Here is a 17,401-nt window from a genome sequence, read left to right as displayed (position 1 = left end):
GGCGCCTGGCCCCGGCGCCCGCCGACCTGTGCGGCACTAGCTGATGTGGTATTGGTCGCCGTAGACCGCGAAGTCGAGCGGCGTGTCCAGGTCGAGGTTGCCGTTGCGCAGGAAGACCCGCTGGGCGGTGTCGACGCGCGAGGTGTCCGAGTGCGCCTCCTCCTTCTTCATCTCGGCGACCCGTTCATCCAGGAAGGCGTTGAGCCAGGTGGTCTCGTTGCCGCCCTGGGCGGGCGGCTTCGCCTTGCGCAGGGCCCGGCTGCGGATCGACGCCATGCCGTCGGGTCCGTGCATGACCGCCGCGTCGTAGTACGCGAACTGCCCGAGCGCCCGTACGCCGTCGGACTTGCCGCGCGACACGGCCGGGTTGAAGTACACCCGGTCCCGCTCCGCCTCCTGGGCGGCTTGGAAGACCGGGTCCTTCGCGGCGGTACGCCAGTCCTTGGGGAAGTTCGGGTCGAGCCCGGCGTGCGAGTCCGAGCCGTTCACCTTGCGCAGCGCGGGCAGGTACTTGGCCAGGACGTTCGACGGCTTGGTGTTCGTGTACGCCTCGACCAGCTCCAGCATGTCGCCGGTGCCGGAGCAGAAGCCGATGATCCCGGCCGTGTAGCCGCGCCCGTCGTCGATGTCCTCGATGTACGAGAACTGGGCGCGCCAGTCGAGCGACGAGTTCTCGGCGGCCGAGACGATCTGCATCGCGACCTCCTTCTTCGCCGGGTCGTCGAGGTTCTTGCGCGCGGCGGCGGGCCGGACGGCGGCCGGGGCCACGAAGCCGGCGGCCGTACCGGTGGCGGGGACGGTCGCGGCGCCCGCGGGCAGCAGGCCGTACGCGACGGCGGCGCCGGGGATGAGCAGGCCCGCGGCGATGTAGGCCGCCGTGCGGCGGCGGGGACGGGGGGTGGTGCGGGGGGTGGTCATTGCGCTCCTCGGGATAGGGGATGGACGCGCAGGATCGGCACCGGCGGCGGGCGAGGGGCTTGCGCCGCCACCGGCGATGGGTGGTGACGCTACGACAGTTAAAGATGTTTATCAATAACCGTTAAAGTGTTTTATCAATCCGGGGCGATTGACAGCCCGATGAGCGGTTCAGGACGATTCGTTCATCGATCGGGACCTTGACAGTGCCGTCGAGCCGGGCCTACCGTCCCAGCTAATTGTTAGTCAGTTTGCCAATCACCACCTGGGAGCCACCGTGTCGCGTCTCGCCGGCTCGTCGAAGCTGCTTCGCGCCATGAACGAGAGCGCGGCGCTCGCCCACCTGCTGGAACCCGGCACCCTGACCCGCTCCGACCTGCGCAAACTCACCAAGCTCAGCACGCCGACCATCTCCGAGGTGCTGCGCCGGCTCACCGAGGCGGGCCTGGTCACCGTCGTCGGCCACAACAGCGGCCGCCCCGGCCCCAACGCCGAGCTGTACGCCGCCAACCCCGACGCGGCGTACGCGGCGGCAGTCTCGATCCGCGACATCGGCCCGAGCGACGCCCCGTCGGTGGCGGCCGCCCTGTGCGACCTCACCGGCGCCATCCGCTCCCGTACCGAGTTGCGGGTCGACTTCCTGCGCACCGATCCGAAGTCGGCCGTCCTCGACGCCGTCGCCACGCTGCGCCGCGACAGCGGGGTGCCCGCGGAGCGGCTGCGCCACGTCCAGCTCGGCGTCGCCGGCTCGTACGACAGCCGCACGCAGACCATCCGGCACGTGGACGTGCCCGGGTTCGGGCGTACCGGCCTGGTGCCGGAGATCGCCGCGGCACTGGACACCCACGTCGGAGTCGACAACGACGTCAACCTCGCCGCGGTCGCCGAACGCCGGCGCGGGGTGGCCCGCGACGCCGACGGGTTCGCGCTGCTCTGGCTGGGCCCCGAGGGCCTCGGTCTGGCCATCGACATCGCGGGCTCGCTGCTGCGCGGCGCCCGGGGTGGTGCGGGCGAGATCGGCTACATGCCCCTGTACGCCCCGGACTCCACCCACCGCAAGGTCGACCTGCAGGACCTGGTCGGCGGCGCGGCCGTACTCGCCCTCGGCCGGGACTGCGGCGTGCCCGGCCGTACCCCATCGGAGGTGGTCCGGGCGGCGGCCGCCGATCCGGAGGCCGTGGGCGAGTTCTTCCCCAAGCTGGCCGACCGCATCGCGGTCGGTCTGGCCGCGGTCATCGCGGTCCTCGACCCGCCGCTGGTCGTGCTGGCCGGTCCGGTCGCACAGGCCGGCGGGCGGACCCTGCTGTCCGCGGTCGAGAGCGCTCTCCACCGGGCCGCGCCGCTGGAGAGCACGGTCGCGGTCACCACCATCGACGACGACGCGGTGCTGCTCGGCGCGCTCGACGCCGGGGTCACCGCCGTCCGCGAAGCCCTCATCGCGTCCATTCGCGACAGCTGACCCCTCGTCGCGCCAGTTCCCTCAACCCCCCGAAATCCCCGGGAAGGACCCCTTTCATGAACACCCGGATACCGCGCGCCCTTTGTGCGCTGATAACCGCCGCTGCACTGACCGCGGCGTGCACTCCCGCACCCAGGGAGAACAAGATCGCCGACCCGGGCACCGAGGTGTCCGGCACGGTCGAGTTGTGGCACTTCTTCACCGAACGCGAGGCCGCCGCGATCGACGCGGTCGTCAAGGACTTCGAGGCCACCCACCCGAAGATCCAGGTCACCGTGAAGTCCGGCCAGGACGATTCGAAGGTCACCCAGGCCATCGGCGCGGGCAACGGACCGGACATCGGGCTGTCGTACTCCACCGACATCGTCGGCAAGTTCTGCTCCTCGGGCGCGTGGGTCGACCTGACCCCGTACCTGGCTCGGGACAAAGTGGATGTTTTGCAGCTCAACCCCACCACCCGGCAATACACCGAGTACGGCGGCAAGCGGTGCGCCATGCCGTTCCTCGCCGACGCGTACGGGCTGTTCTACAACAAGGACCTCTTCGCGAAGGCGGGCATCGCCGGGCCACCGAAGACCCTCGACGAGCTGAGCGAGGACGCCAAGAAGCTGACGGTACGCAACCCCGACGGCTCGCTGAAGCGCGTCGGCTTCCTGCCCCTGTTCGACTTCTACGAGAACGCCGCCGCCCACCTCGCACCCACGGTCGGCGCGAAGTGGCTCACTGCCGACGGCAAGTCCGCGATCGGCGCCGACCCGGCCTGGAAGACGCTGCTGACCTGGCAGAAGAGCCTCGTCGACTGGTACGGCTTCGACAACCTGCAGAAGTTCCGGGCCGGTCTGGGCGACGAGTTCAGCGCGGACAACGCGTTCCAGAAGGGCCAGGTGGCGATCAACATCGACGCCGAGTACCGGCTCGCGTTCCTGAAGGACCAGGCCCCGAAGCTCAGCTATGGCGTGGCCCCGCTGCCCACCTCCGACGCCGGCCGCTACGGCGCCGGCTACGTCACCGGCAACATCATGGGCATCGCCAAGAACGCCAAGAACCCCGAGGCGGCCTGGGAACTCATCAAGTACCTGACCACGAACGACACGACGATCGTCAAGCTGGCCAACTCGCTGCGCAACATCCCCACCACGACCGCTTCGGCGGCCGACCCGGCGCTGCAGGTGGACCCCGCGTTCAAGACGTTCATGGACATCTTCGCCAACCCGAACTCGTCGACCACCCCGCCGTCGGCGTCCGGGCCCGCGTACCAGGAGACGTTCCAGACGTTCACGAACAGCTGGCAGGCGGGCAAGGTGGCGAACCTCGACGCCGGGCTGGCCGAGGCGGACAAGCAGGTCAACAGCGTCATGACGCTGGGCGGCTGACGATGAGCGCCAAACCCCTGGCGATCCGGGCCCGGCAGCACGCCACCACGCTGTCGTTCCTGGCCCCCGCCCTGATCGGCATCGTGGTGTTCTTCGGCTACCCGCTGGTGTCCGCTGTGTACTTCTCGTTCACCAAGTTCGACCTGCTGTCCGCGCCGCAGTGGGTGGGGCTGGCGAACTACCGGCGGATGGCCGACGACCCGTTCCTGCTCCAGTCGATCCGTAACACGCTGTGGATGGTGGTGGTCTTCGTCCCCGTACGCATCATCAGCGCGATCGGCCTGGCGGTGCTGCTCACCCAGCTCAAGCGCGGCGCGGGTGTGTTCCGCACGATCTTCTTCCTGCCCGCGCTGGCGCCGCCGGTCGCCGCCACGATCGCCTTCGTCTACCTGCTCAAGCCCGGCACCGGGCCGGTCAACACGATGCTGGCGCACCTGGGCATCGAGGGCCCGCTGTGGTTCAACTCGCCGGAGTGGGCAAAGCCGTCGCTGGTGCTGCTCGGCCTGTGGGGCATCGGCGACCTGATGGTCATCTTCCTGGCCGGGGTCCTCGGCGTGCCCACGAGCCTGTACGAGGCCGCCGCCCTGGACGGCGCCAACGCCTGGCACCGCTTCCGGTACGTGACCATCCCGACCATCCGCCCGGTGATCCTGTTCGCCACGGTCACCGGCGTCATCTACACGTTGCAGTACTTCGACCAGGCCGCCGTGGCGGGCTCGATCGCCCAGGGGCAGGCGACCACGGGCGCCGGGATCTCCCAGTCCTTCGGCTATCCGGAGGGTTCCACCTTCACCTACCCGCTGTGGCTCTACCAGGTGGGGTTCCGCTACAACGCGCTCGGCTACGCCAACGCCCTGGCCGTGGGCCTGTTCCTGGTCGCCTTCGCGGTGACCGTGATCCTGCTGCGCCGCGCCAAGGCGTTCTCCGGGGAGGAATCGTGACGACTGTCTTGGAGGCGCCGCCTGCGGCGGTGCAACGGCCGCCTGCCAAGCGCAGGGCCCGGCGGCAGGACCGGCTGGTCTGGATCGCTCGGCACAGCATCGCGATCGCTCTGGCGATCATGTTCCTGACCCCGGTGGTCTACCTCGTGCTGATCTCGCTGATGACCAGCAACCAGGCCCTGACCAGCGACTACTGGCCCAACTCCTGGCACCCCGAGAACTACGTCCGGGTCTTCCAAGTCACCCCGCTGCCCCGCTACCTGCTCAACACGCTGCTGTACGCGGTCACCGCGACCGTACTCATGCTGCTGTCCAGCGTCCCGGCCGCGTACGCCCTGGCCAAGCTGCGCTTCCGCGGCCGCAACGCGCTCTTCCTGGTGATCATCTGCGTGATGATGCTGCCCCCGCAGGTGGTGACGGTCCCGCTCTACCTGATGTGGGCCCGGTACGGCCTCACCGGCTCGCTGTGGCCGCTGGTCATCCCGATGCTGTTCGGCGACGCGTTCGCCATCTTCCTGCTGCGCCAGTTCCTGCTGACCATCCCCGACGAGTACCTCGACGCCGCGAAGGTCGACGGGTGCGGCGAATGGGGCACGCTGATCCGGGTCGTGCTGCCGATGGCCCGCCCCGGCATCGCGGCCGCCGGGCTGTTCCAGTTCTTCTACTGCTGGAACGACTACTACGGCCCGCTGCTCTACACCAGCGAGAACGAGCAGGCGTGGACGCTGTCGCTCGGGCTCGCGTCGTTCCACAGTGTCCATCACGTCGACTGGAACCTGGTAATCGCGGCCACCGTGCTGACCATGGCGCCGATCGTCGTCGTGTTCTTCTTCGCCCAGCGCGCGTTCGTGCAGGGTGTCACGCTCACAGGAGTCAAAGGATGAGGATCGCTGTCGTCGGCGGCGGATCGACGTACACGCCGGAGCTGGTGGACGGGTTCGCCCGGCTGCGCGACTCCGGCCTGCAGGTCGACGAGCTGGTGCTGATCGACCCGGCTGCGGACCGGCTGGCTGTCGTCGGCGGGTTCGCGGCGCGCATCTTCGCCGCGTACGGCCACCCCGGCCAGGTCACCTGGACGACCGACCTGGATGCCGGGGTCACCGACGCCGATGCCGTACTCATCCAGCTGCGGGTCGGCGGGCAGGCCGCCCGGATCAGCGACGAGACGTTCCCGCTCGACTGCGGCTGCGTCGGGCAGGAGACCACGGGGGCGGGCGGGCTCGCCAAGGCTCTGCGTACGGTGCCTGTCGTCCTCGACGTCGCCGAGCGCGTCCGCAAGCGGGCCCGCCCGGGTGCGTGGATCGTCGACTTCACCAACCCGGTCGGCATCGTCACGCGGGCGCTGCTCGACGCGGGTCACCGCGCGGTCGGGCTGTGCAATGTGGCGATCGGCTTCCAGCGCCGCTTCGCCGGGTATCTCGGGGTCGACCCGTCGGCCGTGGTCCTCGACCACGTCGGCCTCAACCACCTGACCTGGGAACGCGCCGCGTACGTGGACGGCGTGGACCGGCTCGCCGAGCTGCTGGCCGCGCACCGCGCCGACCTGGCCGCCGAGGTTAACGTCGACGAGCCGGTGCTGGCCGCGCTGGGCTGCGTCCCCTCGTACTACCTCTCCTACTACTACGACCACGACCGCGTGGTGCGCGCCGAACGCGGCGCACCCACCCGCGGCGCGCGGGTCGCGCAGATCGAGGCGACCCTGCTGGACATGTACCGCGATCCGGCGCTGACCGCGAAGCCCGCGCTGCTCGGCGAGCGCGGGGGCGCGTACTACTCCGAGGCGGCGGTCGGCCTCATCGCGGCCCTGCACGGCCTCGACCCGGACGGCGTGCACTCGGTGAACGTCCGCAACGACGGCACGCTGCCGTTCCTGCCGGCCAACGCGGTCATCGAGGTGTCCGCCCGCGCCGACCAGGGCGGCCCGCGTCCGCTGCCGGTCACCCCTGTCGCGCCCGACCAGGCCGGACTCATCGCCCACGTCTCCGGGTACGAGGAACTCGCGCTGGACGCGGCACTCCGGGGCGGCCGCGACCGGGTCTACCGGGCCCTGCTGGCGCATCCCCTGGTGGGCCAGCACGAGTACGCGGACGCGCTGACCGACAAGCTCATCGCCGCCGGTGCCGAGCACCTGGCCTGGGCCCGATGACGGCGCTCTTCCTCGCCGTCGACGGCGGCAACTCCAAAACGGACGTCGTCCTCGGCACCGCCGACGGCCGGGTACTCGGGTACGCCCGCGGTGGCACCTCGTCTCCGCACTCGCTCGGCCTGCCCGGCGCGGTACGCGTCCTCGACACCCTGATCGCCGACGCCCGCGCGCGGGCCGGCGTGCCCGCCGGGACCCCGGTGGATCTGGCGGCGATCTACCTGGCCGGGGCGGATCTCCCGGTCGAGGTGGACCGCCTGCACGCCGCGGTGGCCGACCGCGACTGGGCCCGCCGCTACGTGGTCGACAACGACTGCTTCGCCCTGCTCCGCGCCGGTACGGCGAACCCTGACGCGATCGCCGTGGTGTGCGGTGCGGGCAACAACTGCGTGGGTCGCGCCGCCGACGGCCGTACCGCGCGCTTCCCGTCTCTCGGGCCGATCTCCGGGGACTGGGGCGGCGGCCACGACCTCGCCGAGCACACCCTGCGCGACGCCGCCCGTGGTGAGGACGGCCGCGGCGAGCCGACCGGGCTCACCGATGCCGTGGCCCGCCACTTCGGGCGGCCGACCGTGGAGAGCGTCAGCATCGCCCTGCACCTCGGCGAGCTGCCGCGCCACGCCGTACACGAGTTGACCCCGCTGCTGTTCGACGTCGCCGCGGCGGGCGACCCCGTGGCCCTGCGGCTGGTGCGACGCCAGGCCGACGAGATCCTCGCCCAGCACCGGGTCGCGGCGGCCCGCCTCGGGCTCACGGACGCACCGCATGCCCTGGTACTGGGTGGTGGAGTGCTGCGCGCCCGTCACGCTGTCCTGCACGAGTGGATCCTGGCGGGCGCCCACGCCCGGTCGCCTCGCGTCGAGGTCACCGTCGTCGCCGATCCTCCCGTGGCCGGCGCCGCCCTGCTGGCGCTCGACACTCTCCACGGCGGCCCGGCCCCGCACCCCGTCGAACGCAGCGTCCGCACGGCGCTGGGCGACCCAGCCGGTGCCCGTTCCGGAGAGCCGGGATCCCCCTGGCGCGCTGATCACCTGCGGACACCGGAGCCGCAGACCTGACCGGCGACAGGCCGGCGCGCTGGAGGGGGCGCCATCTCGTGCGGCGATGAGCCGCGCCGCTCCGTCCTGGCCGGGGCGGCTCGGCCGCTCATTGCCGCACGAGGACGAACAGCTCGGCCAGCGCAGCCGTGACCATGGCGGCCACCAGGGGAACCACCCCGCCGACCCCGGCATGCAGGACGATCAGCAACGGCGCGGCTCCGGCCAGATAGGCCGACGCCAGCAGCGGACGGTCCCGTTCGCCGAGCCGGCGCAGCGCCACGCCCAGCGGCTCGGTCAGCCGCCGGGTCAGCCACACCAGGACGGCGACGAGGATCAGCACACCCATCGCCGCAGCCCAGACCCGCGACGCACCCGGACTGGCGAGCCGCATCACGCCGGTGACCATCCCGGCCACCAGGACCGCGTTGGCGCAGTAGAGCACCGCCTGCCGGACGGTGGTGGCCGAGTCGGCCCCGGGGTCGAGCACCGGACCGGCTGGTCGGACCACGGCCGGGGACTGCGGTGCCGGGGACTGCGGTGCCGGCAACAACGCGGCGTCCGGCATGTCGGGCGCGGGCGGCTGGGCCAGGGCGGCCTCGTCGGCGAGCGTCTCCAGCGCCCGCGCCCAGCGGCGCCGCTCCAGCCGTACGATGCCGACGTCGCGCTGTGCCTCACCGATCGCGGAGTCCAGGTCCAGCGCCTCGGCGTACGCGCGCTGCGCCAGGTCGAACAGTCGCAGCCGGGCGGCGACGACTGCCAGCACCAGGTGCGCCTCCCCGTCGGCGGGAGCGATCCGCACCCCGTGCCACGCGGCGTTGAGCGCCTCCTGGCCGTTGCGCGCCTCGCTGAGCAGGGCCGCCCCGGTCCGCTGCGCGTACGGGTCGGCGGGCCAGCGGCCGAGGATGGCCCCGGCGACCTGGGCGGCCTCGGCGTACCGGCGGTTGTCGACCAGCGCCATCCCGCGGGCGACCAGACCGTCCACCCGGTCCGGCCCGGCGGCGACGGCCCGTTCCGCGGCGACCAGCGCCTCGACCGGCTGTTCGGCCACGAGATGTACGCGCGCGAGCGTCGCCAGCAGGGCGGGGTCGGCCGGTGCGGCGGCCAGCCCGGCGGCGAGTTCCCCCGCCGCCTCGTCGTAGCGTCCCAGGTCGGCCAGCAGCAGCGACCGTTGCCGGTACTCCTCGGGGGTGGTCTCCGGTTCGAACGGAGCCGACGCGGCATCGCTGGGCACGACGCCAGCTTATGAGGACATCACCAGAATTGCGCGGGGCTGGAGGCTCGGCTTGCCACGGCCTCGGCGCGGGGGCACGACGCCGGACAGGTCGCGCTGCAGACCGGGCGCGTTGGCGGACCAGGGCTCGCCGCGATGACCGACGCCCGGTCCGCGCACCTGTCCGGCCCTAGCCGGCCTCGTGCAGCAGGACGACAGCGATGGCGGCGAGACCTTCACCACGCCCGGTCAGACCCAGCCCGTCCGTGGTCGTGCCGGAGACGGAGACCGGACCGCCGGCCGCCTCGCCCAGCACCTTCTGCGCCTCCGCGCGTCGCGTACCGATCTTGGGTCGGTTGCCGATGACCTGGATGGACAGGTTGGCCACCACGAGGCCCTCGGCCCGCACCCGGCGGGCCGCCTCGGTCAGCAGGGTGATCCCCGATGCCCCGGCCCACTCGGGACGGTCCGTGCCGAAGTTGCTGCCCAGATCGCCCAGCCCGGCGGCGCTGAACATGGCGTCGCAGGCGGCGTGGGCGGCGACGTCCCCGTCGCTGTGCCCGGCCAGGCCCGGCTCTCCGGGCCAGTGCAGACCGGCCACCCAGCAGGGCTGGCCCTCGTCGAAGGCGTGCACGTCGGTGCCGATGCCCACCCGCGGAACGATCATGCGGGTCAGCGTACGCCGAGCAGCGCCTCGGCCAGGATCAGGTCGAACGGTCGAGTGATCTTGAGAGCCAGCTCGGAGCCCGGCACACAGGTCACCGCGATCCCGGCCTTCTCGACCAGGCCGGCGTCGTCCGTGAGCGGGTCACCGGCGGTGGCGTGCGCGGCCGCCAGCACGTCGTGCCGGAACCCCTGCGGCGTCTGCACGGCGCGCAGCACGGAACGGTCGACCGTGCCGAGGACCCGGTCGTCCGGCCCGACCTCCTTGACCGTGTCGACCACCGGCAGGGCCGGGATCACCGCGGGCCGACCGCCACGGACCGCGGCCGCCACCGACTCGACGAGTTCGGGCGGGGTGAGGGCGCGTGCGGCGTCGTGCACCAGCACGATGCCCACGTCGTCCGGCACGACGGCCAGAGCTGCCGCCACGGACTGCTGCCGCTCGGCACCGCCCGCCACCACGACGACCGCGGCGATCGGGGCGAGCAGGGCACGAACCGAGTCGACGTCGGCGGCCGGGGCGGCCACCACGATCTGGCGTACGGACGGGGCGGCGGCGACGCGACGGATCGCGTGGACGAGCAACGGCTCACCGGCCAGCAGGCGCAGGGCCTTGGGCACGCCGGGGCCGAGGCGTACGCCGGCACCCGCCGCAGGAACCAGGACCGCGACGTCACCGTGCGGATTGAGCTGCGCGGTCACGTCGCGGTCCAGGTGAGGGATGGTGCGATCGCGGGTGGAACGTCAGGCCTCGGTGAGCACCTTGTCGAGGAGCACCTCGGCTTCGTCCTTGGTGCTCTTCTCGGCGAGGGCCACCTCACCGACGAGGATGTCGCGGGCCTTGGCGAGCATGCGCTTCTCCCCTGCCGAGAGACCACGCTCGCGCTCACGACGCCAGAGGTCACGAACGACCTCGGCAACCTTCAACGGGTTACCGGAGGCAAGCTTCTCGAGATTCGCCTTGTAACGCCGCGACCAGTTGGTCGGCTCCTCGGTGTGCGGTGCGCGGAGGACGTCGAAGACCTTACCCAGGCCTTCCTCGCCGACCACTTCGCGCACGCCGACGATCTCGGCGTTCTCAGCGGGCACACGGACCGTCAGGTCGCCCTGGGCGACCCGAAGGACGAGGTACTGCTTCTCCACGCCCTTGATAGTTCTAGTCTCGATTGCCTCGATGAGTGCGGCCCCGTGGTGGGGGTAAACAACGGTCTCGCCGACACTGAAAACCATAGGTTCGAAACCCCTTTCGCTGTGTCTAGGGTAACACGCTCAGGCAGCGATGTCCCACCCCAGCCGTGACTGTTAGTGCAGCTCAGAGGGCCTGTGAGAGGTCTTTCTCCCGCTTGACAGGAGCCGGTTGAAGTGCCGCTCTCACGGTGAGTAACGGCACCGTAACCACTCAAGTCAGCGAGTCGCATATTTCGGATCTGGAGCCTTTGCGAGGTCAAGCGTATCGCTCGCTCCCGGAACCACCCGCTACTAGCGGTCCGGGCCTGCGTACGGCAGGCTGAACCCAGGTCCCCATCGACGCGATATTGGTCGGCAAGGGGGGAGGGTGAGTTGTGGGCAGCTTCAAGGACAATGGCAACGAGTGGCCACCTGATGGCGCCTCTTCGGACGGCCTCCCCGACCTGCCGGAGGAGTGGGGCCTCATCGTCGTCCCGGACGACCTGTCCGAGCTGGCCGACGAGGTCGCGGCGATCCAGGCCGAACTCCACCTGACCCTGCCACGGACCCCCTGGCAGCGCTTCACGGCCCGTCCCGTGGTCCGCGGCCTGCGCCGCCTCGCGACGGCCGGCCTGCACGCGCCCGTACTGATCATCTCCATGGCGATTCTCATCACGGTCGCCAGCCTGTTCGCCTCGGCATGGCCCGGCACGGGCCGGGCGCCGGCCACCCAGCGCACCGCCGGCACGGGCACGCACACCAGCCCCCACGGCACCACCGGCGAAGGAGACGCGCTGCCCGCGCTGGAACTGATCGGCACGGACGGCACCACGGTCCCGCTGCGCGGGCGGCTACCCGCCGTCCTACTGCTCACCGACGGGTGCGACTGTGCGCGACTGGTCGCCGACACCGCCGCCGCCCGGCCCGACCTCCCGGTCCTCACAGTCACTACGGGTACCCAGCCGGTCGCCGTTGTACCGCCGGCCGTCCCACCGGCCGCCTCGGCGCCGCACGCCAAGGGCCCGTCCGTGCGGGAACTGCGGGATCCGACCGGGGAACTGCGCAGCAGCCTGGCGCTGGCCGCACCCGACGGCACCGCCGCGGCGGTGCTCGTCGACGAGGCCGGGAAGATCGTCCGCAAGCTGGAGGGCACGTCCTCGGTCGAGGACCTCAAACCCGACCTCGCCGCCCTCTGACGCCGAGGCCCCGGGAAGCGCAACCGACCCCCCGGACCAGGGTCAGAAGGCCGCCGCCTGGGTCAGGCGCCAGCGGAACACCGCTGCGCTGTCCGTTTCGGCCGTGATCGACATGAAGAACTGGTGCGCCAGGGCCACGGTGAGCATCACCGGATCGGGCCGGTCCCCGCAGGGCACCGCGCGCCCGGAATCGTTGCCGGAGGTGCTCAGGCGCACCCGGACCTGCCCCTGACCGGCACACACCATCGTCAGCGTGAAGGTGCCGCCCGCCACGGCCGCCTCCCGCTGCTCGCTGGCGCCGCGGGACAGCACCAGGGTGTCCGCCTGCACCTGAGGCGTCGCGTCCGGCAGCCGGCGCGCCACGGCGTCCTTCCAGCCCGCCACGCGCGGGTCGGCGACGGCGACCGGGGCGGCCCGGACCCACCACACGGCACCGGCGACGAGCAGCGCTGCGGCGAGGGCGTACAGCTGCAGGCCGCGGGCACGGTCGGCGGTCATCGCGCCTCGCCGCATGGGTTCATGGGGCGACTTTATGTCGTTCGAGCAGGGCGACGTACAGAGTCAGTCCGGGGCCGAAGGCCAGCATCAGGACCCGCTGGGGTGGGTGGGCCCGGCGGCGCAGCGCGTCCAGCACCAGCAGCACGGTCGGCGAGGAGCAGTTCCCGTACGTGGCCAGGACGTCGCGGGAGGCGGCGAGGTCGGCGTCTGTCAACTCCAGCCGCTCCTGCACCACGTCGAGGATCTTCGGGCCGCCCGGATGCACCGCCCAGCCCGGTACGTCGCCGACCGTCAGGCCGTGCCGGGCCAGCACGTCGTCCACCAGACCCCTGACGTGCAGGGACAGCACCTGCGGGACCCGGGCCGACAGGCCCATACGAAAGCCCAGGTCCGTGACGTCCCAGGTCATGTGGTCGGCGGTGGTCGTGTCCGTCACGGCGGCCACCTCGGTCACCGCGTACCCGGATGATCCGTCACCCGGGGTGAGCACGACGGCGGCCGCCGCGTCCGCGAACAGCGCGTGCGAAACGATCTGCTGGACGTCCGCCCGGGTTTCCGGCGGCTGGAGGTGCAGGCTGGTCAGCTCGGCGCACAGCAGCAGCGCGGGGCGGCCGCGGGCCACCACGAAGTCGGCCGCCGAGCCGAGGCCCGGCAGCGCCGCGTAGCAGCCCATGTGGCCCACGAACAGGCGCTGGACGTGCGGCGACATGCCCGTGTCCCGGGCCAGCAGGATGTCCAGGCCGGGGGTCGCGTAGCCGGTGCACGAGCAGACCGCGAACAGGCCCAGCTCCTCGGCGGCCACCCCGGCGTCGGTCAGTGCCCGGCCGACCGCCTCCTTGCCCAACGGCACCGCTTCGACCTGATAGCGGCGCATCCGCCGCTCCGTCGACCAGTCGGACACGTCCTCCAGCAGCGGGCTCACCGCGGCCTGCCGGGTACGCACCCCCGCGTTGGCGAAGATCCGCTGGGCCAGCCCTCGGCGGCCGCCGTGGTAACGCTCGGCGAAGTAGCCCTCCCACAGCTCGTCCTGCACGGCGGACGGCGGCAGCGCCGTGCCGAGACCCGCGATCGTTGCGCTCCGGTTCACGTGTCTGCCTCCCCAGGCTGACGTCCCCGCCCTGTGGTACCCGTCGCCGACCGACATTCACCAGCGCGGCGCACTGCCGTCGGTGTCCGGATCACCCCCGATCGCGTCGACGCCCAGCCAGTCCGCGCACACGTCCGAGGTCGCGGGCTGCAGCGAGCCCGCGCGCGCGTCGCGGTACAGCCGTTCCAGCGGGTGGCCGCGGCGCATCGCCGAGGTGCCCGCGGCCTCGAGCATCGACGCCGCCACCTCGGCCGCCGTCGTCCCGGCGATGAGCTTCGCCCGCCACACCCACCGGTTGGTCTCGGCGTCGCCCGGTGCCTCGTCGACCCGGCGGGCCGCCTCCAGCACGGCCAGATGGGCGGCGGCCACCGCCGCGTCGGCCCGGCCGATCCGGGCCCGCACGGCCGGCAGGTGCCCGAGTTTGCGTTCCGTCACGTGGGCCACCGCGGCGTCGACGGCCGCCCTGGCCACGCCCACGTACACGGCCGCGTAGCTGGCCACCATCCAGTGCGGGGCCAGCTGCGCCACCACCAGGGCCAGCCCCTCCACCCCGCCGAGCAGCGCGCCCTCCGGGACGGTCACCTCGACGTGCAGGTCGTGCGAGCCGGTCGCCCGCATCCCCAGCGCGTCCCAGGTCGGCTCGACCCGCAGCCCGTCGCCCGCGGGCACCAGGAACTGCGACACCTGCGCCGGGTCGGCCGAGCTGCGGGCCGCGATCAGGTACGCGTCGGCGTGGCCCGCGCCGGAGCAGAACGTCTTGGACCCGGTGATGCGGTAGCCGCCGTCGATCCGGGTGTAGCTGGTGCTCAGCTGCGACAGCCGGGAGCCGGCGCCGCGTTCGCTCATGGCGACCGCGTACCAGCTGCCCAGGGCCGCGGCGGCCAGGTGGTCGTCGCGGGCCCTCAGCGCGTCCGGTGGCAGGCCCAGCGCATCGGCGAGGTCGTCGGTGACCCCGGCGAGGGCACCGGTCACCGAGGCGTGCATGTTGAAGATCAACGCGGTGGCGCCGTTGCCGCGGGCCAGCTCGTACGCGACCGCCGCGTAGTCCGCGAAGCCCGCGCCCGCGCCGCCCAGCCGGGCCGGCACCATCAGGCCGAACAGGCCCGCCCGCCGCAGGTCGGCGAAGTCGTCCGCCGGGAACGAGCCGTCCCTGTCGTACCGCGCGGCCCGGGCGGCGAACCGGGGTGCCAGCCGTCTCGCCTCGTCGATCATCACGCCGCTTCCGCCTTCATCCCGCCCCCTTGCTCGTTGGCCTTTCTTCCCTGCCCGTGATGGCGCGCCTTGGTGCCACGCCCCTGATAGAGCACCGCCGCCGACCAGGTCGGCACGATCCGCCCCAGCGGGTCGTCGCGCCCGGCCCCGCCGGCCCGGGGCAGCAGCCAGCGCAGCAGGCCGGTGGCGGTGGGCCGGACCCCGCGGACCCGCAGCCGTACGCCGTGGCGCGCGAACTCGGCCGTCAGCACCCCCGGGTCGACGAACAGCGCCGGGTCGTGCAGGCCGCGCGGCGCCACGCCCAGCCACTCACCCACGGTCACGGTGACGAGCCGGGCCAGCGCTGTGTCATTGACCGTGTCCAGCACCACCAGCCCGCCGGGGCGCAGCACCCGGCACAGCTCCGCCACGGTCGCGCCGAGGTCGGTGACGTGTTCGAGGATCTCGCCGGCCACCACCACCTCGGCGCAGCCGGCGGCCAGCGGCAGGGCGGTCACGTCGCCGTTGACCGGGGTGACGCCGTGTGACGCGGCGCGGATCAGGCCGGTGCGGCGGAGATCCACTCCGATGTGCCGGTAGCCGAGTCCGCGTACGTGTGGGGCCAGCAGCCCTCCGCCGCAGCCGGCGTCGACGAGCACCGCGCCGGGGTGGGTAGCGGCGGGCACCAGAGCGGCGCGGGCGGCGGCCAGCCAGTGCAGGATCTCGAAGTCGCCGCCGGGGCGCCACCACTCGTCCGCCAACCCATCGTATTGACGGGGATCGTTGCGCATGTGATCGAGCGTGGCATGTCGATCGCCGAACCACCACACTGCTCTCATGTCCCGCGCGTTAGCCCTGTTACGGGCCAGTCATCCCGAACCGGGCGGCGCGGTGACCGCCGCCATGACCCTGCTGGCCGTCGGGGTGGGACACCGGGGCTGGTCACTGGTCGGGGTGGCCGCCGCCGTCGGGGCCACCCAGCTCTCCGTGGGCTGGGTGAACGACTGGCTCGACGCCGACCGGGACCGGCGTACCGGGCGCGCGGACAAGCCGGTCGCCACGGGCGCCGTGGATCGCCGTACCGTCGGGCTGGCCGGACTGGCCGCGTCGCTGGCCGTGCCGCTGCTGGGATTGCCGTTCGGTGCGGCGGCGGCGGTGTGCATCACGCTGGTGGGGATCTTCGCACTGCTCTACGACTGGCCGCTGAAGTCCACCCCGCTGTCCGTTGTGCCGTACCTGGTGGCGTTCGGGCTGCTGCCGGCGTTCGTGGTGCTGTCCCTGCTGGGCAGCCCGTGGCCGCCCGCCTGGCTGGTGGTGGCGGGCAGCCTGCTCGGCGGCGGCGCCCATTTCGCGAACGTGCTTCCGGACCTGGCCGACGACGCCGCGACCGGCGTGCGGGGGCTGCCGCACCGGCTCGGCGCCGCCGGTTCCCAGCTGGCCGCCGCCGGGCTGCTGCTGGCCGCGACGCTCACGCTCGTGTTCGGGCCGCCCGGGCCGCCGTCGTGGGCGGGCCTGGCCGCGGCGGCCGCGGCCGTCGTGATCCTTCCCCTGGGTTGGTACGCGGGCACCAGGGCGCGCGGACGCCCCGTGGCGATGTTCCGGGCGGTCATCGTGGTGGCGCTGTGCGACGTGCTGCTGCTCATCGCCAGCGGCCGGGTGGTGTGACGGGCTGGTGTGAATGGACGGGTCGCCGTACGGCCCGGATCACCGACCTCTAGGCTGGCGTGAGGTTGGTCGGAGCCCGCGTTTCTTGGAGGACTGTGATGCGCTCGCTGGGAACCCGCCGTGTCGCCCGCGCCCTGGGTGCCGTCACGGTGGTCGCCGTGGCGCTCACCGGGTGCAGCGCCGGTCAGGTCGCCGAGACGGCCCTGAAGCAGCCCGGTGTGTTCGGTGTCAACGAGTCCAACTCCAACGGCAGCGTGCTCATCCGCGGGCTCGCGGTCACGTACGTCGACGCCGAGGGCTTCAAGGCCGGCGGGAACGCGCCGCTGGAGCTCAACCTGTACAACCAGACCCCGCTGCCGGTGACCGTGACGGTCAGCAGCGCGCCGCCGATGACGGTGGACCCCAAGGCCGGCATCGTCTACGCACGCTCGGTCGGCCTGATCGGTGGCGCCCCGGCCGCGATCGCCTCGGACCGGCCCCTCGCCAGCCCGGCCGTCGCCAGCCCCGCCGTCGCCAGCTCGGCGCCGGTCAGCCCGCCCGCCGCCAGCCCGGCCCCGGCCGGCAGCGCACCGGCGGTTCCCGTGCCCGCGGCGCAGCCCGCGCGGTTGACGATCCCGGCGCTCAGCTACCTCTCGTTCCTGCCCGGCGACACCCCGCAGCTGCAGGCCATCAACCTGGCGGCGCCGCTCAAGCCCGGCAACTCGGTGAATCTCATCTTCGAGTTCAGCAACGGCGCGCAGCCGCTGGTCGTCCCGGCCCCGATGAGCGTCCCGTTCTCGCCGGCGTCGCGCGCCCCGGCCAACCACGTCGAGGACGTCGAGGGTCCCGTCGCGGGCGAGTGATCCCGCCCGGC

At 72.5% G+C, this 17,401-nt stretch carries 18 protein-coding genes; 9 read left to right on the top strand and 9 right to left on the bottom strand.

The features are described from left to right. Window positions 1-36: 36 nt before the first annotated feature. Window positions 37-918: a chitosanase gene (locus tag ACMCNN_RS01160; RefSeq protein WP_412744316.1), complete on the bottom strand. Its 882-nt coding sequence runs from the start codon at window positions 916-918 to the stop codon at window positions 37-39. 274 nt (window positions 919-1,192) lie between these two features. Here ACMCNN_RS01160 and ACMCNN_RS01155 point away from each other — a divergent pair, with 274 nt between their 5' ends. From ACMCNN_RS01155 to ACMCNN_RS01130, 6 genes are read left to right on the top strand one after another with little or no spacing between them, the layout of a single operon-like run. Continuing rightward, on the top strand, window positions 1,193-2,374 hold the full coding sequence (locus ACMCNN_RS01155) for an ROK family protein (RefSeq protein ID WP_412744315.1): 1,182 nt from the start codon (window positions 1,193-1,195) through the stop codon (window positions 2,372-2,374). Between the two features lie 56 nt (window positions 2,375-2,430). Further along, a complete protein-coding gene (locus ACMCNN_RS01150; RefSeq protein WP_412744314.1) occupies window positions 2,431-3,747 on the top strand; it encodes an ABC transporter substrate-binding protein in 1,317 nt (438 codons plus the stop codon). A 2-nt stretch (window positions 3,748-3,749) separates the two neighbouring features. Then, complete coding sequence (locus ACMCNN_RS01145) at window positions 3,750-4,688, top strand: carbohydrate ABC transporter permease (protein WP_412744313.1); 939 nt, start codon at window positions 3,750-3,752, stop codon at window positions 4,686-4,688. Then, window positions 4,685-5,572 carry a carbohydrate ABC transporter permease gene (locus ACMCNN_RS01140; protein ID WP_412744312.1) on the top strand — a complete coding sequence of 296 codons (888 nt, stop codon included), beginning with the start codon at window positions 4,685-4,687 and terminating at the stop codon, window positions 5,570-5,572. Before ACMCNN_RS01145 ends, ACMCNN_RS01140 begins: the two co-directional genes overlap by 4 nt. Further along, window positions 5,569-6,834 (top strand): 6-phospho-beta-glucosidase, encoded by a 1,266-nt coding sequence (locus ACMCNN_RS01135; RefSeq protein ID WP_412744311.1) that lies wholly within the window; start codon window positions 5,569-5,571, stop codon window positions 6,832-6,834. The genes ACMCNN_RS01140 and ACMCNN_RS01135 overlap by 4 nt, the downstream gene beginning before the upstream one ends. Continuing rightward, window positions 6,831-7,889 carry an N-acetylglucosamine kinase gene (locus ACMCNN_RS01130; RefSeq protein ID WP_412744310.1) on the top strand — a complete coding sequence of 353 codons (1,059 nt, stop codon included), beginning with the start codon at window positions 6,831-6,833 and terminating at the stop codon, window positions 7,887-7,889. The genes ACMCNN_RS01135 and ACMCNN_RS01130 overlap by 4 nt, the downstream gene beginning before the upstream one ends. Before the next feature lie 88 nt (window positions 7,890-7,977). On the opposite strand, the gene ACMCNN_RS01125 is transcribed toward ACMCNN_RS01130, so the two are convergent. The 4 genes from ACMCNN_RS01125 to ACMCNN_RS01110 form a co-directional block, all read right to left on the bottom strand. Next, window positions 7,978-9,102: a tetratricopeptide repeat protein gene (locus ACMCNN_RS01125; protein WP_412744309.1), complete on the bottom strand. Its 1,125-nt coding sequence runs from the start codon at window positions 9,100-9,102 to the stop codon at window positions 7,978-7,980. 169 nt (window positions 9,103-9,271) lie between these two features. Continuing rightward, window positions 9,272-9,748, bottom strand: a complete 477-nt coding sequence (gene ispF, locus ACMCNN_RS01120) for a 2-C-methyl-D-erythritol 2,4-cyclodiphosphate synthase (protein WP_412744308.1) — start codon at window positions 9,746-9,748, stop codon at window positions 9,272-9,274. 5 nt (window positions 9,749-9,753) lie between these two features. Next, entirely contained in the window at window positions 9,754-10,446 is a 693-nt protein-coding gene (gene ispD / locus ACMCNN_RS01115) for a 2-C-methyl-D-erythritol 4-phosphate cytidylyltransferase (protein ID WP_412744307.1), read from the bottom strand. Window positions 10,447-10,488: 42 nt separating this feature from the next. Then, window positions 10,489-10,974 (bottom strand): CarD family transcriptional regulator, encoded by a 486-nt coding sequence (locus tag ACMCNN_RS01110; RefSeq protein WP_041832964.1) that lies wholly within the window; start codon window positions 10,972-10,974, stop codon window positions 10,489-10,491. 332 nt (window positions 10,975-11,306) lie between these two features. On the opposite strand from ACMCNN_RS01110, the gene ACMCNN_RS01105 reads away from it, so the two are divergent. Beyond that, complete coding sequence (locus tag ACMCNN_RS01105) at window positions 11,307-12,107, top strand: hypothetical protein (RefSeq protein ID WP_412744306.1); 801 nt, start codon at window positions 11,307-11,309, stop codon at window positions 12,105-12,107. 42 nt (window positions 12,108-12,149) lie between these two features. On the opposite strand, the gene ACMCNN_RS01100 is transcribed toward ACMCNN_RS01105, so the two are convergent. Genes ACMCNN_RS01100 through ACMCNN_RS01085 form a run of 4 tightly spaced genes read right to left on the bottom strand, consistent with a single transcriptional unit; the run spans window position 12,150 to window position 15,674 of the window. Further along, the gene (locus ACMCNN_RS01100) at window positions 12,150-12,605 is read right to left on the bottom strand and encodes a DUF6023 family protein (protein WP_412744305.1); all 456 of its coding nucleotides are present in this window, start codon (window positions 12,603-12,605) and stop codon (window positions 12,150-12,152) included. Window positions 12,606-12,624: 19 nt separating this feature from the next. Further along, complete coding sequence (locus tag ACMCNN_RS01095; RefSeq protein ID WP_412744304.1) at window positions 12,625-13,749, bottom strand: type III polyketide synthase; 1,125 nt, start codon at window positions 13,747-13,749, stop codon at window positions 12,625-12,627. Next, entirely contained in the window at window positions 13,750-14,904 is a 1,155-nt protein-coding gene (locus ACMCNN_RS01090; protein ID WP_412747008.1) for an acyl-CoA dehydrogenase family protein, read from the bottom strand. Continuing rightward, window positions 14,904-15,674 (bottom strand): methyltransferase domain-containing protein, encoded by a 771-nt coding sequence (locus ACMCNN_RS01085; protein WP_412744303.1) that lies wholly within the window; start codon window positions 15,672-15,674, stop codon window positions 14,904-14,906. Before ACMCNN_RS01085 ends, ACMCNN_RS01090 begins: the two co-directional genes overlap by 1 nt. A 46-nt stretch (window positions 15,675-15,720) precedes the next feature. Between ACMCNN_RS01085 and ACMCNN_RS01080 the strand changes: the two genes are divergently transcribed. After that, a complete protein-coding gene (locus ACMCNN_RS01080) occupies window positions 15,721-16,548 on the top strand; it encodes a UbiA family prenyltransferase (RefSeq protein WP_412744302.1) in 828 nt (275 codons plus the stop codon). Between the two features lie 98 nt (window positions 16,549-16,646). Further along, on the top strand, window positions 16,647-17,390 hold the full coding sequence (locus ACMCNN_RS01075; protein ID WP_412744301.1) for a hypothetical protein: 744 nt from the start codon (window positions 16,647-16,649) through the stop codon (window positions 17,388-17,390). Window positions 17,391-17,401 lie beyond the last annotated feature (11 nt).

This window comes from Krasilnikovia sp. MM14-A1004, from assembly GCF_047159485.1.
GTDB lineage: Bacteria > Actinomycetota > Actinomycetes > Mycobacteriales > Micromonosporaceae > Actinoplanes.
The sequence above is the reverse complement of the archived record's forward strand: the minus strand, read 5'-3'. Positions and strand labels throughout refer to the sequence as shown.

Excerpts from the sequence above, each read along its gene's own strand:
- ACMCNN_RS01160 (WP_412744316.1), bottom strand. The coding sequence starts at position 918 with ATGACCACCCCCCGCACCACCCCCCGTCCCCGCCGCCGCACGGCGGCC.
- ACMCNN_RS01150 (WP_412744314.1), top strand. The coding sequence starts at position 2,431 with ATGAACACCCGGATACCGCGCGCCCTTTGTGCGCTGATAACCGCCGCT.
- ACMCNN_RS01145 (WP_412744313.1), top strand. The coding sequence starts at position 3,750 with ATGAGCGCCAAACCCCTGGCGATCCGGGCCCGGCAGCACGCCACCACG.
- ACMCNN_RS01135 (WP_412744311.1), top strand. The coding sequence starts at position 5,569 with ATGAGGATCGCTGTCGTCGGCGGCGGATCGACGTACACGCCGGAGCTG.
- ACMCNN_RS01130 (WP_412744310.1), top strand. The coding sequence starts at position 6,831 with ATGACGGCGCTCTTCCTCGCCGTCGACGGCGGCAACTCCAAAACGGAC.
- ispF (WP_412744308.1), bottom strand. The coding sequence starts at position 9,748 with ATGATCGTTCCGCGGGTGGGCATCGGCACCGACGTGCACGCCTTCGAC.
- ACMCNN_RS01110 (WP_041832964.1), bottom strand. The coding sequence starts at position 10,974 with ATGGTTTTCAGTGTCGGCGAGACCGTTGTTTACCCCCACCACGGGGCC.
- ACMCNN_RS01100 (WP_412744305.1), bottom strand. The coding sequence starts at position 12,605 with ATGACCGCCGACCGTGCCCGCGGCCTGCAGCTGTACGCCCTCGCCGCA.
- ACMCNN_RS01095 (WP_412744304.1), bottom strand. The coding sequence starts at position 13,749 with ATGTCGGTCGGCGACGGGTACCACAGGGCGGGGACGTCAGCCTGGGGA.
- ACMCNN_RS01090 (WP_412747008.1), bottom strand. The coding sequence starts at position 14,904 with ATGATCGACGAGGCGAGACGGCTGGCACCCCGGTTCGCCGCCCGGGCC.
- ACMCNN_RS01085 (WP_412744303.1), bottom strand. The coding sequence starts at position 15,674 with ATGCGCAACGATCCCCGTCAATACGATGGGTTGGCGGACGAGTGGTGG.
- ACMCNN_RS01080 (WP_412744302.1), top strand. The coding sequence starts at position 15,721 with ATGTCCCGCGCGTTAGCCCTGTTACGGGCCAGTCATCCCGAACCGGGC.
- ACMCNN_RS01075 (WP_412744301.1), top strand. The coding sequence starts at position 16,647 with ATGCGCTCGCTGGGAACCCGCCGTGTCGCCCGCGCCCTGGGTGCCGTC.